The organism is Staphylococcus xylosus (assembly GCF_002732165.1).
Taxonomy (GTDB): domain Bacteria; phylum Bacillota; class Bacilli; order Staphylococcales; family Staphylococcaceae; genus Staphylococcus; species Staphylococcus xylosus.
On sequence record NZ_MRZO01000002.1, the window covers coordinates 32877 to 47576 of the forward strand.

Consider the following 14700-nt stretch of genomic DNA (forward strand, 5'->3'; position numbering starts at 1 on the left):
ATATTGCTTCGTGTAAGCACTTACAATATCTAGAAATCGATTTTTCTGAACTTTTTGTGAATAAATTCACAAAAATAACTAGATAATTTTTTCGCTTTTGAACTTACGCGATTGTATGGCAATCTTAAATCAAAACCAATAAATTATTCTTTACAAATTAAAAAAGCTTTTCAATCCACCATTTAGCTATGATGAATTGAAAAGCTTTTTCTAATTAATATACTGGTTTGAAAGGCCCCCATGTTATTCGGTGCTTACCGTCCAAGGGAATCTTATCAATGGATTTAGATACATCATCAAACCATTTTAAGAATGCGGGATATTTATCTAATTTCGCCTCCGCACTATCCAGTGATACGTCATGTAAATACCATGCTTTACTTTCAAATTCATATTGAACTTGCGCATAGGCGAGCCGAGTCATACTAACACTATCATACAAACAGTTTACTTGTTTCGCTATAATGGGTGCTTGTGATACTAAACTTTGAGAAATAACTTTTTTGTGATCTTCATTATCTAAGTCATTCCACATTCTCAATTGGCCGTCCATTTGGAAAAACATATCAATTGTAGGTTCTTTTTCATCAAAAGAAACTAAGATGAAGATACGTTCAGCTGTGTAATCTACAGAATTAATTGCGCCGACGACAAGCTTTTGTGCCACCTTCGCCCAATATTCTTGAGCCTCTTGAGGAGTGAGCTGAATTTTCGATGAGTAAACACATTTATCTTGGTCATCCTGAACTTCCGAATCCTTCGACTGTTTTCTAAAAATTCTATCGAACATGTTCAACTTCACTACCCCCTTTCCAGAGAATGAATGGCACATTAAATACGCCTTAAATACTTAGGCTGTTTGAAAATGCATTATTTTCTTATAAATCCTGATTTATTTAACTGTTCTAACATATCTAGCCTTTGTTTTGAGCTCATAAAGCTTGCAATTTGATTAGACCATGTTTCTGAGCGTTCTCCGTTTGTGCGAGCGCTATAGTAATCATTAACTGTTTGGTCATAAGCTTTTAATTGAGTTTTTTGAGATTCCACATCACTATCATATTGGTTTTGATGGAAAACATGTTCAAATGGTAAACGAGGTTTAGGGCTACCATCTTCATCATCTTCTGGAATACCAAGTGCCATTCCAAATAGTGGGAATGTGTGTTTAGGCAAGTTTAATACTTCTCTTACACGCTCAATATCATTTCTTAGAGATCCTAAATAAACAATACCATAGCCCATGTCTTCAGCTGTAGCAGCAATATTTTGAGCTACTAATGTGGCATCAATGGTACCGACAAGCAATCCTTCTGCTGATTCAAATGACGTTTCCATGTCGTGATTTGATTCTTGGTTAATGATCGAATGTCTATAATAATCCATTACAAATACAAATAAATAGCCATTTTCAACCACATAAGGTTGCCCAGATACTTCTTTTAAATCTTCTTTCACTTTGGGATCGTTGATACCAATAATTGAGTATGCTTGTAAGTAACTTGAAGTTGAAGCACTTTGCCCAGCTTCTACAAGTTGTTTGATATGCGATTCTGAAATAGGTTCTTTCTTGAATTTTCTAACTGAATGATGTTTCTTCAGCAGGTTATACACGTGTTCGGACATCTTTCCACTCCTCATTTCTATAAAATATATAGCCATATCATAACAAACACACATTTCCATTGCTTACATTCTGTTTACCCGATTTTCATGATAGTTAAAAGCTATAAATGTAATTATCTTTAAGTTTTATAAAATTTTAAAACATCATCAATAAATAACTTCTTTAATTTGATAATATGAACAATTATGCTTAAGTGCAATTTTAAAATATATGTGTATGTTAATAATTATAGATACATGTTTTCCTTTTGTTTTTAGTGGAAAACAAATTATGTAAGTTTTATTTAAGGAGGGTTTCATTTGGTTAATAAAAAACAAAAACAATTAAATGACGTAGAAAAAAGCAATGATGAGAAATCAATGACTACAAATAATGGTGTTAAAGTAAGTGAAGACGAAAATACTTTAACAGTCGGAGAACGTGGCCCTAGCCTATTAGAAGACTTTCATTTTAGAGAAAAAATTATGCACTTCGATCATGAACGTATACCAGAACGTATCGTACATGCTAGAGGCTTCGGTGCACATGGTGAGTTCAAAGTATATGAAGATTTATCTAAATATACTTCAGCAGACTTTTTAACTAATCCCGATAAAACTACGCCTGTATTTGTTAGATTTTCAACTGTACAAGGTTCTAAAGGTTCGCCAGACACTGTTAGAGATGTAAGAGGCTTTGCTACTAAATTCTATACAGACGAAGGTATTTTCGACCTAGTAGGTAATGATATTCCTGTATTCTTTATTCAAGATGCTATCAAATTCCCTGACCTTATCCACGCAGTAAAACCAGAACCCCATAACGAAATGCCACAAGGTGGCACAGCCCATGATACATTTTATGATTTCTTCGCTCAAAATCCTGAATCAACACATACAACTGTATGGGCAATGAGCGACCGCGGTATCCCTAAGAATTTTAGACAAATTGAAGGGTTTGGCATCCATACCTTCCGTCTCGTTAATAGCGAAGGAGAGTCATATTTTGTAAAATTTCATTGGAAACCACTACAAGGTTTAGAATCCCTAGTTTGGGACGAGGCTCAAATGCTTCATGGTAAAGATGTAGACTTTCACCGTAAAGATTTATATGAATCTATTGAAAAAGGCGATTACCCAGAATGGGAATTAGGTTTACAAATCATTCGTCCTGAACAAGAATTTGACTTCGATTTTGATATTTTAGACCCAACTAAAATTTGGCCAGAAGATCAGGTACCTATTAAAATCGTTGGTAAAATGACATTAAATCAAAATGTAACCAATGTTTTTGATGAAACTGAACAAGCTGCCTTCCACCCTGGCCATATTGTACCTGGCATAGATTTTTCAAACGATCCGTTACTACAAGGACGCCTATTCTCATACACCGACACTCAAATTTCTAGATTAGGTGGTCCAAACTTTAATCAAATCCCAATCAACCGTCCAGTTAACGAGGTTCACAATAATCAAAGAGATGCCATGCACCAAATGAATATCAATAAGGGGCAAGTGGCTTATCATAAAAATGCGCTTAATAACAACGATCCACATACAACACCTAAAGAAGAAGGTGGCTATGAACACTATCAAGAAAAAGTTGAAGGACGTAAAATCCAAAAACGTAGTGAAAGTTTCAAAGATTATTATAGTCAGGCTAAGCTATATTTAAATAGTTTAACGCAACCTGAATTTGACCATACTGTAGATGGCTTCTCTTTCGAAATAGGTATGTGCAATTCAATTATGGTAAAACAAAACGCAGTGAATCAACTGAATAAAGTTGACCGTACATTAGCAGAGCGGGTTGCTGAGAATGTTGGCGTTGAAGTGCCTGATGTAAATGAAGAAGTTAAATCAGACGCACAAGACAGTAAATTAACAATGGAAAAATTCGACATTCCATTAGCAGGTCATTCTGTAGCAGTAGTAGTAAATGGCGATATCAGTGCCGAAACATTGAAATCTTACGCCAAAATATTTACGGAAAACAAGCTTAATTATGCATTTGTCGGTCAACACCCTAAAGATATATCTGAAACGTTTGGTATTACAGAAACATTTGATACTGCCCATCCAACACTATTTGACAGTCTGATATTACTATCGGATGATAGTAATCTACTCCCAGCTGCTGAAGAATTTGCAGAACTTACGTATAAACACAACAAACCTATTGTGGTAAATCAGTCCGCAGCACAAGGATTAGCAAATGCTAAATTGAATTTAGAATCTCCTGGCGTCTTTGTTTCAGACGACCCTCAAACAATTGTGCAAGCATTTGATCGCAAAAGATATTGGAACAGAAAATAATTAAAATAGCGACTATTCGACGAGCACTCTATAATATAGGACGAGAAAGACATCAAATTTTCACTAATTGATGCCTTTCTCGTCCCTTTTCGTTAATAAATTAATCATCAATGAAGTAAATGAATTGGTTACAATACCTTTCGTATTATAGTAATGCAAACTCCATTTGTCTCCGTATTAAGCTATTTAGTAAGTAATATTTTTCAACTAATCATTTTACTTTTGATTAAAAGGGGATAAAGATTTAAAAAAGACAATTATAGAAGTTTATCATCGAGCTAGTGTAATTATTATTTGACGCACTACCCAAAAACTTATTTAATAATCAGTTATATATAACACGAGTAGTCTTAAGCGAGGCTTAATTGACGAAATATTTACGATTATAAATTCCGTAAAAGATAAAACATTCATAAATTCGTAATAATTCTATTTAGACCTATCAAATCAACACTAAGCAAATGTATAGTCATTTAAAGTAGCCTTTTTTCTCATTTTCATGGTTTAGTTGAGAATAAAAAGGCTATTTTTAATATGTAGGTAGTTTTCCCAAAAATAGACACCTCTACTTTTAAGGTGTAATTTTTCACTTAGAAACCCAGTCAGTCACTCGATTACAAGGCACCTATCTACTACTCACCTTAGTGAGCTTTCTTTGTTGACGAAAATAATGGGAAATGCAATAATAGTATACGAAGATTAGAATTATTATAATTAAGAAATAATAACAATTTAACACCATAATTCTAATTAAAATTCAGTTCAAAAAATAGGAGGATGTTTTTATGTCTTTAATAAATAAAGAAGTTTTACCATTCACAGCTAACGCTTATGATCCACAAAAGGATGAGTTTTTAGAAGTATCAGAAGAAATTTTAAAAGGTTCTTGGAGTGTAGTTTGTTTCTACCCAGCAGACTTCTCATTCGTTTGCCCAACTGAATTAGAAGATTTACAAGGTCAATATGACAAATTACAAGAATTAGGTGTCAATGTATACTCAGTATCAACAGATACTCACTTTGTACACAAAGCTTGGCATGACCACTCAGAAGCAATCAACAAAATTCAATATACAATGATTGGCGACCCATCTCAAACAATCACTCGTAACTTTGATGTATTAGACGAAGATTTAGGTCTTGCTCAACGTGGTACTTTCATCGTTGACCCTGACGGCATTGTACAAGCAGCTGAAGTAAACGCTGACGGTATCGGCCGTGACGCAAGCACGTTAGTACACAAAATCAAAGCAGCACAATATGTACGTCAACACCCAGGCGAAGTTTGCCCAGCAAAATGGGAAGAAGGTTCAGAAACATTACAACCTGGTCTTGACTTAGTAGGTAAAATCTAAGGAGGCATTGATTTAAATGCTAAATGATCAGCTTAAATCACAATTACAACAATTACTTCAATTAATGGAAGGCGATGTTGTATTAAAAGCAAGTCTTGGTGCTGATGACAAGTCTAACGAACTTAAAGAGTTATTAGACGAAGTCTCTGCAGCTTCTTCTCACATTACTATAGAAGAAACTGACTTAAAACGCACACCAAGTTTCTCAGTAAATAGACCTGGAGAAGAAACCGGCATTACTTTTGCCGGTTTACCTATGGGTCACGAATTCAATTCACTTGTACTTGCATTATTACAAGTAAGTGGACGCGCACCTAAAGAAGAACAAGCCGTAATAGACCAAATCAAAGCATTAGATAAACCACTACACTTTGAAACGTATATTAGTTTAACTTGTCAAAAATGCCCTGACGTTGTTCAAGCATTAAACTTAATGAGTTTATTAAATCCTAATATCACGCATTCAATGATTGACGGTGCTATCTTTAGAGAAGAATCTGAAAATATTATGGCAGTACCTGCAGTATTCTTAGATGGCGAAGAATTTGGTAATGGGCGTATGACAGTTCAAGATATCCTTGCAAATTTAGGCAGCCAAGCAGACCCAGCAGAGTTCAATGATAAAGATCCATATGACGTGTTAATCGTTGGTGGTGGACCTGCAAGTGGTAGTGCTGCTGTTTATACAGCACGTAAAGGTCTGCGTACAGGGATTGTTGCTGATCGTATTGGCGGACAAGTTAATGATACAGCAACTATTGAAAACTTTGTCACTGTTAAAGAAACAGATGGTCCAAAATTTGCCTCAGCATTAGAAGATCATATAAAGCAATATGACATCGATGTAATGACAGGCATTCGTGCTAATGAAATTGAAAAAACTGATAGTGGTATCGTTGTTTCGCTTGAAAATGGCGCAAAATTAACAAGTAAAACAGTTATCATTTCAACAGGTGCACGTTGGCGCAAGCTTGAAGTACCTGGCGAAGAGGCATTGATTAACAAAGGCGTTGCATTCTGTCCACATTGTGACGGACCTTTATTTGAAAATAAAAACGTAGCCGTAGTCGGTGGCGGTAATTCAGGTGTCGAAGCAGCAATTGATTTAGCAGGTATCGTTGAACACGTCACACTATTAGAACGTAATGCTAGCCTTAAAGCAGACAACGTTTTACAAGAACGTTTAAACAGCTTACCTAACGTAACTGTTATTAAAAATGCACAAACAACTGAAGTACTTGGTGAAAATGCTGTAACTGGTATTAAATACCAAGACAAATCTCTAGGCGAAGAACATACACTAGAACTTGAAGGTATTTTCGTTCAAATCGGACTATTACCAAATACTGAATGGCTTAATAATTATGTTGAACTAAATGAAGCTAATGAGATTATGATTGATCGTAAGAACGCTACAAGCATCCCTGGTATTTTTGCAGCTGGTGATGTTACTGACGATCGTAATAAACAAATTATTATCTCAATGGGCTCTGGTGCAAATGCTGCATTAAATGCCTTTGATTATATCATTAGACATTAATTCTTCTATCAACGTTATACCATGTGAGTGGCTAACGAAATCAGTATAAAACATGATTGTCGTGTCACTCACATACATATAATTAAGATGACTAAGATTATAAGGGATAAAAATGTTTAGCTGAGCTAGAACTCATATATAACTATACTAAGCTCAATATAATAATTTAGGCTGGGACAATTAAAATTGTCTCAGCCTATTTATGCATGTATCCAGTTGTTCAAGCGTCCCCTTACTTGCATATGTTTATTCACCTATTTCTCATTACCATTTTCAGATTTATACAACTGAGTTTTATTACAAACTGCATAACGCTAAATGACCACCTTCAATAACATTTCAAAGTGAAAATCTAATGAATATTTTAAAATTAATTATAATAAATTTATTGTTTTCTCAATTTGTTCAAAAGATTGTGCGTTTATCATTTAATCCCTTATTCAAATCAATAGCTCTAAATGATACGCTTAAGTTATAATTTTTATAAAGCGCGTTTAAACATTCACTGTATTGTTATACTCGTACGATTATTATTAAAGGAGCAATTAAAATTTATGAAAAAAAGTATATTATTATCGTTAGTACTAGTACTAACTGTTATGCTCGCAGCATGTTCAAACGATAAACCTAAAGACGACAATAGTCATAGCGAAAGACATGCGCCTAAAAATGTGAAGAAAATTACTGAAAAGGACATCTTTAACTCAGATAAAAAAGGTGCTACTTTAAGTGAATCTGAAGCAAATAAAGCTATCAAAAAATACCTAGATGTAAACTCCGATATTATTGATAATAAATATCTACTTCAATATAAAATAGATAAGCAAATTGGTACAGATAAAAAAATCACTGATGAACAGGCTGAACGTTTATCTGATCTATCACATAATGCAGTTAAAAATGATGTGCGATTCAAGAAATTTGTAGAAGAAAACAAACTACCACAAGGTTATCAAGAAAATGTAGACCGTATTATCAAATATTTCACTGCTTTAAATACCACAATTAAAAATGCAGATGAAGATTTAGAACAATTAGACTACCAACCACAAAATGAACTTAATGTTGTAGATGTATCTACTAAATATGCTGGAGATGTTAATGGAAAACAACAAGATAAAATCAAAAAATTCCTAAAAGATAAGGGTATTGAATCTGACGCTGTAGATAAATAACATAGACACTTCTTAATTAATTGAAATCCGGAACATGTAATTATACGATTATGCTGTAAGTTTTTTATTAAATTACAATATGATTACAGAACAATTTTTCTTGATAACAAAGGCTTGAAGGTCATTTTTATATATAGTACTCAGTTTTACTGACTTATTTCTGTAAAAAACCTTACTTAATTGTAAGGTTTTTTAACACAAAATCCCTTTTTTTCTCAAAGTAACATTTGTTAAGATTAATTTAAGTTAATAAACAAATGAATAGAAGCACAGCCACTCAGTAATAATTCTAAGGAGGCACACCTTTATGGTTTTAACTATTTTAATAGGTGCAATGGCTGCTATCTTCATAGCTTTTAATCTCTTTGAGAAGAAAGAAAAATATGGTGTTGTTTCATTTAAAACAATCGCCCTTAGTGTAACTTACGTTATACTTGCCGTTGTTGTAGGAAGTTTTTTAGACAATATCAATACAATATTCCAAGGATTTCATGATAGCTTAACAGCAGCTAAAAGATATTAACCTGAACCGACAAAGTCGTGGTTCAGGTTTTTTGTTTGTATTTATTTTTCTACTTCGTATGGCACACAGTTTTCGATTTTACGCTCGATTACTGTTGCTTGCGTATCGTATCTCAGATAGACAAAGCAACAACGAAGCACGACCTGATGGGCAACAATTACAATAGTTTCTAAACTATTATCTACTTCATGTTCAAAAAATTGCGTTACACGTTGTAACACGTCTGCATAACTCTCCCCGCCTGGTGCTTTTTGGCTAAAGCTATGACGAAATGATAGATAATCCTCATCATTAAAATAACGTGCATATTCAGGTTTTTGTTCAATTTTGTCCACCATTTCTCCTTCAAACTCACCAAGCGAACGTTCTCTTAACGAAGAGGTCACACTTGCAGGGATAGCATTATCGAATATCGCATTATACGTCTGCCTAGTACGCAGTAAATCTGATAGATACACATGATCTATGTCCTTTTTATTAAAATAACTTTGCAACAACTGCGCAGAACGTGTTCCCTTCTCTGTTAACGGCACATCTAATTGCCCACAAAAATAATTTTTGCCTTCTTTTTTATCATAATTTGATTGCGATTCACCATGCCGCACTAAATATATTTTCATATGTCTTCCTCTTCTCTTTTATAATCGTTGTTCCACAATTGTACCTAACAAAAATGTAATATTAAATATCTCCACTATATTTATATCTAATTTATTGTTAACATCCTATCTGAGGTGATATAAATGAACGAACAAGTTACGCAAAACAATACACAAAGCGAGCGCATACTTGCATCTATTAGCTATTTCAGCATATTTTTCGCACCTGTTATTGTACCTATAATAATTTGGATTTTAGCTGACAAGCCAACGTCCACACATGCAGCGAAATCACTAATTTATCATATTATAACTTACATCGGACCTATCTTTTTAATCATTAGTGCTGCTATGGGCGGTATTGTGATTGATTCACAAAATACAACTGTTAGTTTAGTCGCGCTTGCATTAGGTATATTACTATTTTCCATAACTATTTGGTATACGATAAAAAATATTTACCGTGGCATTAAAGTGCTCATTTCAGATTCAACACTTTATAATCCATAATTTTATATTTAATTGCTATAGGTTTAAAACCCATTACGAATTGGACATTTTCTTATCAAATCGTAATTAAAATATGACAAAGTTCAAAACAATTTAAAATTTTGTATACTTAAACCGTAATATCTTTTATGCTTAATGTTAAAGGAGACTGAGAATATGAGTAAAAAATTAACAATATCTTTAATTAGTATTTTAGTTATTATTGGTTTAGCTTTCACGATATTCATGATATTTTCTGGTCAAAAAGATACTTATTATGGCTATATGTCTGAAAGTACAACTGCAGAAAAAGTTGTCAGCGAAAAAGATGGCATCGTAACGAAAGACGTCAAACTTGAACATGACGATGATTTCAAACCTAAAAAAGGTGATTTTGTAAAGTTAGTATCTAAAGATGACGGTAAATCATTCTACAAAAAAGAAGTAGTAAAACATGATGATATCCCTCACGGATTAATGATGAAAATCCATGAAATGGATATGAATCACTAATTTTATAACAACAAGTGTTTCAAACATAACAATCCTAATTAAAACGGGGTGTAACACAAGATCAAATTAACTAATTTGATTCTGTGTCACACCCCTTAACTATGCCTTTATTTCTTCTGTTTATTTCTTCGATCTTTATAATATAATAAGGCCTCGATAATAAATACAACAATCAATGAGAAACCAAATAACGGCATCAAGATACCAAGTACAATAAGTACGATAGCCAACGGGATTGACATTGGTTTTTTAATTCTTGGAGGTACCTTTACATTACTATCCCTCATTTTTTTAATCCATGATGTTAATCCTAATCCAACTGCTGTTAGTAAAGCGATACATACAAGTAAATTAATCACTTTATTAGCTACGCCAAAGAGATGACCTTCGTGTAATGGTATACCCCACGTAAACCATTTTCCGATAATGCCGTATTCTTCATACTTCACTTTACCTAAATCTTTCCCATTATATTGATCTAGATATAACGTTTGCTCGTCATATGGCGAAACATCTAACCCAGTGACACCTGTATTACTGCCCTTAGAAACAGTAAAAGCTGCTGATTCATTGGATGGATAAACAATAGAATATGGTTTATCTATGCCGTTCTTTTTGGCTTCAGTAGCTACCTTATCAATCGAAATTTGATTTTTAATATCTGTCCTCGGCATTTCGCCACCACCATGGTGAGCAGCATGACCTTCTGAAGTAGGTTGTTTGTTTTCACGTGTTGCCCAAGGAATTTCATTCACATCCGATTTTGGAGGATTAATAGCTAATTCTGATTGTCCCAATTCTCCAGAATTGTCCATCACATTTGCTATCTTAGCCCCCATATAGCCTGACCAAGGTAAACCAGTAAGCACTAATACAAATACTGGTATTGCTATAACTACACCTAAAATACCATGCCATTTTTGGAATCTTAGTTTTTTATTTTTATTTGATATTAGTTTTTTCTTAATAAGCATATATGTTCCAGAAAGAATCATAAAAATTGTCCAACATGCAGTTAATTCTACAAGATAATTTATGAATGTATTTTCGGTAAATAATGAACTATGTATATTTCTTACAATATTTGCGTATGTATGTTTAGCATTTTGATCTGCTACGATTTGATTATTTTGGTCTAAAAATACATAACGTTGATTGCCTGCCATGTCATCCAATGTTATACGATTATTATATGGTTCATCCATCATACTTACTTTACTGATATAAAATCCATCAAACTTATCTTCTACTTCATCTACAGCTTCATTCAATGTTTGATGCGATTTGACGGAACTATCTCCGAAAAACTCTGTTTTATATATATTATTTTCTACTTCCTGAAAAAAGAGATAACCTATTCCCGAAATGGTTAATGTAATTAATAACGGCGTTATAAATAAGGCAGCATAAAAATGTAATCTTTGTAACGGATTAAATATATTTTTCAAAATTTTTCCCCCTTCTCCCTTAACATTATAAATAAATAACAAAATTATTATGTAGATAATTTGTGAATATTTTATAAAAAATAGCATTTAATTAGTTAATCTCTTTTAAAGTTAATTGCATTACACTAATAGCCCATGTCTTTGTTTTATTGAGTTTCAAATAATTAAAAAAGGAACGGAATTGAAATCAAATTTTGTGATTTGACTTCACATTTCCGTTCCTTTTTTGCATGTATACTTTTATATTTACGAACATAACATGATGTTATTTGCATTAACTTCTAGAGAATCAGATCATTTTGATTTAATACTTAACTACTTTTACTGAATAATAAATTAAGTGATAAACCAATCAATATTGCACCAACTGTATAGTCAAAAATTGCCTTTACAGTTCTATTAGCAAATAATAATTTAATATATTGGAAAATATAGACACAAAATACAAACCACAACAGAATAACAGTTGTAACAATTGTTGATAATATGGCAACCTGAGACGTTACTCCTTCTCCTGTAGTTAAAAATTGAGGTAAAATACTTATGTAATAAAGTAATGCTTTAGGGTTCAACATCGTACTTAATAAACCTTGCCTATAAGAACTCAAATAACTAATTTTTTGAGCTTTCATTTGAGACGTAGAAAAGTTCATACCCTGTCGTGCGCTAATAATACTTCTGATCCCTAAATAAATCAGATAGAATGCACCTAATATTTTAATAGTCACGAAAACATAGTACATATTTGCCAAAATAAATATGATACCGAATACTGCTAATAATGAGAACAGTACATGTCCAGATGTAATACCTAAAGCTGTCATAGCGCCATTGCCTTTTCCAGAAGTAATGGAATTTTTCATTACTACAAAGAAATCTGGACCAGGTACAATAATAATCATCAAAGTAATTGTAATAAAAGCTGCAAGTCCTTCCATATCAAACACCCACTTCCATGCTTTATCGTATCAATTACAATGTGTGCCTGCAACATGAATAATCTCATATTTTAACCGTCTTTTTTATTGAAGATATAGTCTTAACTATGATATATTAAGATTGTAGTTGGAAACCGACTACTAGTCTTTTATATTCATGAACATATTACTCTTAAGGCGACACTAATGTGTCGTCTATTTTTTTATTTTTAGAATTCTCACCTCTTAACATAGGGCATATACACAAAATCACTCCTTTCACTTTCACAAATTTGTTTACACATAATAACACCCACTTCTTCACCTCAAATCATTTCAACTTACTAATTTCAAACCTACAGTGCTGCCTAAAATCACTAAAATACATATCACTCTCTTGATATCTTTCGATTCTTTATAAAAGATCATCCCTACTAATGCGCCACCCACAGCACCTATGCCAGTCCACACTGCATATGCTGTACTCATAGGTAATTCAAACATTGCTATTGATAATGCAAAAAAACTAAGGCTAAAGAAACTAACTAAGCCTATTAATGCACTATATTTGCCACTATTTACATATGCGTTTAAAAAAGTAATGCCAATCATTTCAAAAAGACCAGCAACTACTAATAATATCCAAGCCATTATACTTCTTCTCCTTTACTTGATGTCACTAATTTCAGACTGATTACTCCACCTAATAACATAAATATCAAAATAACTTTAATCATGTTTAAAGAGGCATCGAAAAATAAAAAATCAAATACTGTCACACCAGTAGTTCCTAATCCTACAAAAACTGCATAAGCACTTCCCACAGGTAACCACTTTGATGCTTTAATTAATAAATAGAAACTTAGAAATATAGCAATAATTGTAAGTAACCATTCAATTACTGATGTTGCATGCGTTAATCCGATGACCCATCCAACCTCAAATACCGAAGCAATAATTATTTTCAACCAATTCATAACAAACCCTCCTTAAAAATAAAAAAGCCCGAGAGATAGCGTTAACTACTATCTCCCAGGCTTTTATCCTTCCGTGTCACATATAAAAATGCGGCTTTCTCTCGGACCAGACCAAGTTATATCATTGCGGAACCCTAGAAAGTATTTATTTAATTCAGTAAATCTTATCAAATTACACTATATTTTTCAACAATTACTTTCTAAGACCCTAATTTAAAATTATTATAATTTACAAAGTGCTAAAGTACACGCTTACATGTACTTTTCACTTAAATTTTACGATTTTTTAAGCCTAAACCCTCTACATTTGATTAATTTTAATGTATACTATGTATTAGATAATAACAATTACAATCTAGAGCGAAATTACTGAAATTTATTCTCAATTAATTCACTTTGTTACTAGGTTCAAAAATTTATTAAAAGCGAGGGATTTTTATGCAACTTCTTAATTACAAGATGCACAATGACGAACTCATTGCCACAGTGTTATCAGATAAGAAACAAGTATTCAAATACACATTTGATGTTACAACACCTGAATATGAAATCTTAGATGTTCTCGAAGAAATTAATGATTACGTAGACAATGGTCAGCATCCATTAGGCTGTTCTTTACTTAAAAACTATTCTTATGAGGACGTGAGTCACAATATTTTATAATCTAGATTACACACCAAAAAGATGAGTATAGCTGTTAATTACTAAACAGTATACTCATCTTTTAATTTCTCATTAGTATATACAGCCATACCTGTTTTTAAATTCTTGAAACCTAACTGCCTGTAAAAGCCCTCATATCCTGTCGTTGCAACTAGATGAACGCAAGACAACTCTCCTAAATACACCAATATGTTTCGTATAATTTCTTGACCGATACCTTGGTTTTGATGTGCTACATCTACCATTACATCATAAATTGCCGCGTTAAAAACACCATCCGACATCGCCCTTGCAAACCCAATAACTTTTCCTTGATATTTTGCAATAATTACATGTGTTGCCGTATTAAAAATTGTAATCACTTTTTCCTGATCATGCCCTGCCCAATCGTTATCATGATAAATTTGAATAAGTTCATCTACATCTTTTATATCTAACTCATATTCATAATCAATATTCACTACCACACCATCCAATCAATTCTACCGTACAATTATCTACTTTATATTATAATCTAATTTCGGCACTATTAATTTCTTATTTTCTTTATCTTCATTTTAACATGATTAATTTATCTTTA

16 protein-coding genes and 1 riboswitch are annotated in these 14700 nt (G+C 32.8%); of the genes, 8 read left to right on the forward strand and 8 right to left on the reverse strand.

Annotation, left to right across the window (positions count from 1 at the left end; all coding sequences use genetic code 11):
• Positions 1 to 214: 214 nt before the first annotated feature.
• Both BTM19_RS03610 and nfsA read right to left on the reverse strand, forming a co-directional pair.
• A complete protein-coding gene (locus BTM19_RS03610; protein ID WP_037557299.1) occupies positions 215 to 790 on the reverse strand; it encodes a hypothetical protein in 576 nt (191 codons plus the stop codon).
• Positions 791 to 870: 80 nt separating this feature from the next.
• On the reverse strand, positions 871 to 1626 hold the full coding sequence (nfsA, locus tag BTM19_RS03615; RefSeq protein ID WP_029378849.1) for an oxygen-insensitive NADPH nitroreductase: 756 nt from the start codon (positions 1624 to 1626) through the stop codon (positions 871 to 873).
• Between the two features lie 300 nt (positions 1627 to 1926).
• On the opposite strand from nfsA, the gene BTM19_RS03620 reads away from it, so the two are divergent.
• The 5 genes from BTM19_RS03620 (at position 1927) to BTM19_RS03640 (ending at position 8514) form a co-directional block, all read left to right on the forward strand.
• Positions 1927 to 3921 (forward strand): catalase, encoded by a 1995-nt coding sequence (locus tag BTM19_RS03620; protein WP_099265735.1) that lies wholly within the window; start codon positions 1927 to 1929, stop codon positions 3919 to 3921.
• 785 nt (positions 3922 to 4706) lie between these two features.
• A complete protein-coding gene (ahpC, locus tag BTM19_RS03625; RefSeq protein ID WP_017723357.1) occupies positions 4707 to 5276 on the forward strand; it encodes an alkyl hydroperoxide reductase subunit C in 570 nt (189 codons plus the stop codon).
• Positions 5277 to 5292: 16 nt separating this feature from the next.
• Positions 5293 to 6816, forward strand: coding sequence for an alkyl hydroperoxide reductase subunit F (gene ahpF, locus BTM19_RS03630; protein WP_042363407.1), 1524 nt, complete (start codon positions 5293 to 5295; stop codon positions 6814 to 6816).
• A 554-nt stretch (positions 6817 to 7370) separates the two neighbouring features.
• Positions 7371 to 7991, forward strand: a complete 621-nt coding sequence (locus BTM19_RS03635; protein WP_029378846.1) for an NDxxF motif lipoprotein — start codon at positions 7371 to 7373, stop codon at positions 7989 to 7991.
• A 307-nt stretch (positions 7992 to 8298) separates the two neighbouring features.
• Positions 8299 to 8514, forward strand: a complete 216-nt coding sequence (locus tag BTM19_RS03640; protein WP_017723360.1) for a hypothetical protein — start codon at positions 8299 to 8301, stop codon at positions 8512 to 8514.
• A 41-nt stretch (positions 8515 to 8555) separates the two neighbouring features.
• Here BTM19_RS03640 and BTM19_RS03645 read toward each other — a convergent pair whose 3' ends face one another.
• Positions 8556 to 9134, reverse strand: coding sequence for a histidine phosphatase family protein (locus BTM19_RS03645; RefSeq protein ID WP_029378845.1), 579 nt, complete (start codon positions 9132 to 9134; stop codon positions 8556 to 8558).
• Positions 9135 to 9257: 123 nt separating this feature from the next.
• Here BTM19_RS03645 and BTM19_RS03650 point away from each other — a divergent pair, with 123 nt between their 5' ends.
• A complete protein-coding gene (locus BTM19_RS03650) occupies positions 9258 to 9623 on the forward strand; it encodes a DUF4870 domain-containing protein (RefSeq protein WP_029378844.1) in 366 nt (121 codons plus the stop codon).
• A 156-nt stretch (positions 9624 to 9779) separates the two neighbouring features.
• A complete protein-coding gene (locus BTM19_RS03655; RefSeq protein ID WP_017723363.1) occupies positions 9780 to 10115 on the forward strand; it encodes a DUF4889 domain-containing protein in 336 nt (111 codons plus the stop codon).
• 107 nt (positions 10116 to 10222) lie between these two features.
• On the opposite strand, the gene BTM19_RS03660 is transcribed toward BTM19_RS03655, so the two are convergent.
• From BTM19_RS03660 to BTM19_RS03675, 4 genes are all read right to left on the reverse strand, one after another.
• The gene (locus BTM19_RS03660; protein ID WP_029378843.1) at positions 10223 to 11563 is read right to left on the reverse strand and encodes a PepSY-associated TM helix domain-containing protein; all 1341 of its coding nucleotides are present in this window, start codon (positions 11561 to 11563) and stop codon (positions 10223 to 10225) included.
• Between the two features lie 311 nt (positions 11564 to 11874).
• On the reverse strand, positions 11875 to 12501 hold the full coding sequence (locus tag BTM19_RS03665) for a LysE family translocator (protein WP_058625897.1): 627 nt from the start codon (positions 12499 to 12501) through the stop codon (positions 11875 to 11877).
• Between the two features lie 315 nt (positions 12502 to 12816).
• On the reverse strand, positions 12817 to 13131 hold the full coding sequence (locus BTM19_RS03670) for a DMT family transporter (RefSeq protein ID WP_058625896.1): 315 nt from the start codon (positions 13129 to 13131) through the stop codon (positions 12817 to 12819).
• Positions 13131 to 13457 (reverse strand): DMT family transporter, encoded by a 327-nt coding sequence (locus BTM19_RS03675; RefSeq protein WP_029378840.1) that lies wholly within the window; start codon positions 13455 to 13457, stop codon positions 13131 to 13133. The genes BTM19_RS03670 and BTM19_RS03675 overlap by 1 nt, the downstream gene beginning before the upstream one ends.
• 50 nt (positions 13458 to 13507) lie before the next feature.
• A riboswitch (guanidine-I (ykkC/yxkD leader) is annotated at positions 13508 to 13606 on the reverse strand.
• Between the two features lie 289 nt (positions 13607 to 13895).
• On the opposite strand from BTM19_RS03675, the gene BTM19_RS03680 reads away from it, so the two are divergent.
• Entirely contained in the window at positions 13896 to 14120 is a 225-nt protein-coding gene (locus tag BTM19_RS03680; RefSeq protein WP_029378839.1) for a hypothetical protein, read from the forward strand.
• Positions 14121 to 14161: 41 nt separating this feature from the next.
• Here the strand turns inward: BTM19_RS03680 and BTM19_RS03685 are convergent, their stop codons facing one another.
• Positions 14162 to 14587 carry a GNAT family N-acetyltransferase gene (locus tag BTM19_RS03685; RefSeq protein ID WP_225489324.1) on the reverse strand — a complete coding sequence of 142 codons (426 nt, stop codon included), beginning with the start codon at positions 14585 to 14587 and terminating at the stop codon, positions 14162 to 14164.
• Positions 14588 to 14700 lie beyond the last annotated feature (113 nt).

Excerpts from the sequence above, each read along its gene's own strand:
- BTM19_RS03675 (WP_029378840.1), bottom strand. The coding sequence starts at position 13,457 with ATGAATTGGTTGAAAATAATTATTGCTTCGGTATTTGAGGTTGGATGG.
- BTM19_RS03655 (WP_017723363.1), top strand. The coding sequence starts at position 9,780 with ATGAGTAAAAAATTAACAATATCTTTAATTAGTATTTTAGTTATTATT.
- nfsA (WP_029378849.1), bottom strand. The coding sequence starts at position 1,626 with ATGTCCGAACACGTGTATAACCTGCTGAAGAAACATCATTCAGTTAGA.
- BTM19_RS03635 (WP_029378846.1), top strand. The coding sequence starts at position 7,371 with ATGAAAAAAAGTATATTATTATCGTTAGTACTAGTACTAACTGTTATG.
- BTM19_RS03645 (WP_029378845.1), bottom strand. The coding sequence starts at position 9,134 with ATGAAAATATATTTAGTGCGGCATGGTGAATCGCAATCAAATTATGAT.
- BTM19_RS03665 (WP_058625897.1), bottom strand. The coding sequence starts at position 12,501 with ATGGAAGGACTTGCAGCTTTTATTACAATTACTTTGATGATTATTATT.
- ahpC (WP_017723357.1), top strand. The coding sequence starts at position 4,707 with ATGTCTTTAATAAATAAAGAAGTTTTACCATTCACAGCTAACGCTTAT.
- BTM19_RS03610 (WP_037557299.1), bottom strand. The coding sequence starts at position 790 with ATGTTCGATAGAATTTTTAGAAAACAGTCGAAGGATTCGGAAGTTCAG.
- BTM19_RS03650 (WP_029378844.1), top strand. The coding sequence starts at position 9,258 with ATGAACGAACAAGTTACGCAAAACAATACACAAAGCGAGCGCATACTT.
- BTM19_RS03680 (WP_029378839.1), top strand. The coding sequence starts at position 13,896 with ATGCAACTTCTTAATTACAAGATGCACAATGACGAACTCATTGCCACA.
- BTM19_RS03670 (WP_058625896.1), bottom strand. The coding sequence starts at position 13,131 with ATGGCTTGGATATTATTAGTAGTTGCTGGTCTTTTTGAAATGATTGGC.
- ahpF (WP_042363407.1), top strand. The coding sequence starts at position 5,293 with ATGCTAAATGATCAGCTTAAATCACAATTACAACAATTACTTCAATTA.
- BTM19_RS03640 (WP_017723360.1), top strand. The coding sequence starts at position 8,299 with ATGGTTTTAACTATTTTAATAGGTGCAATGGCTGCTATCTTCATAGCT.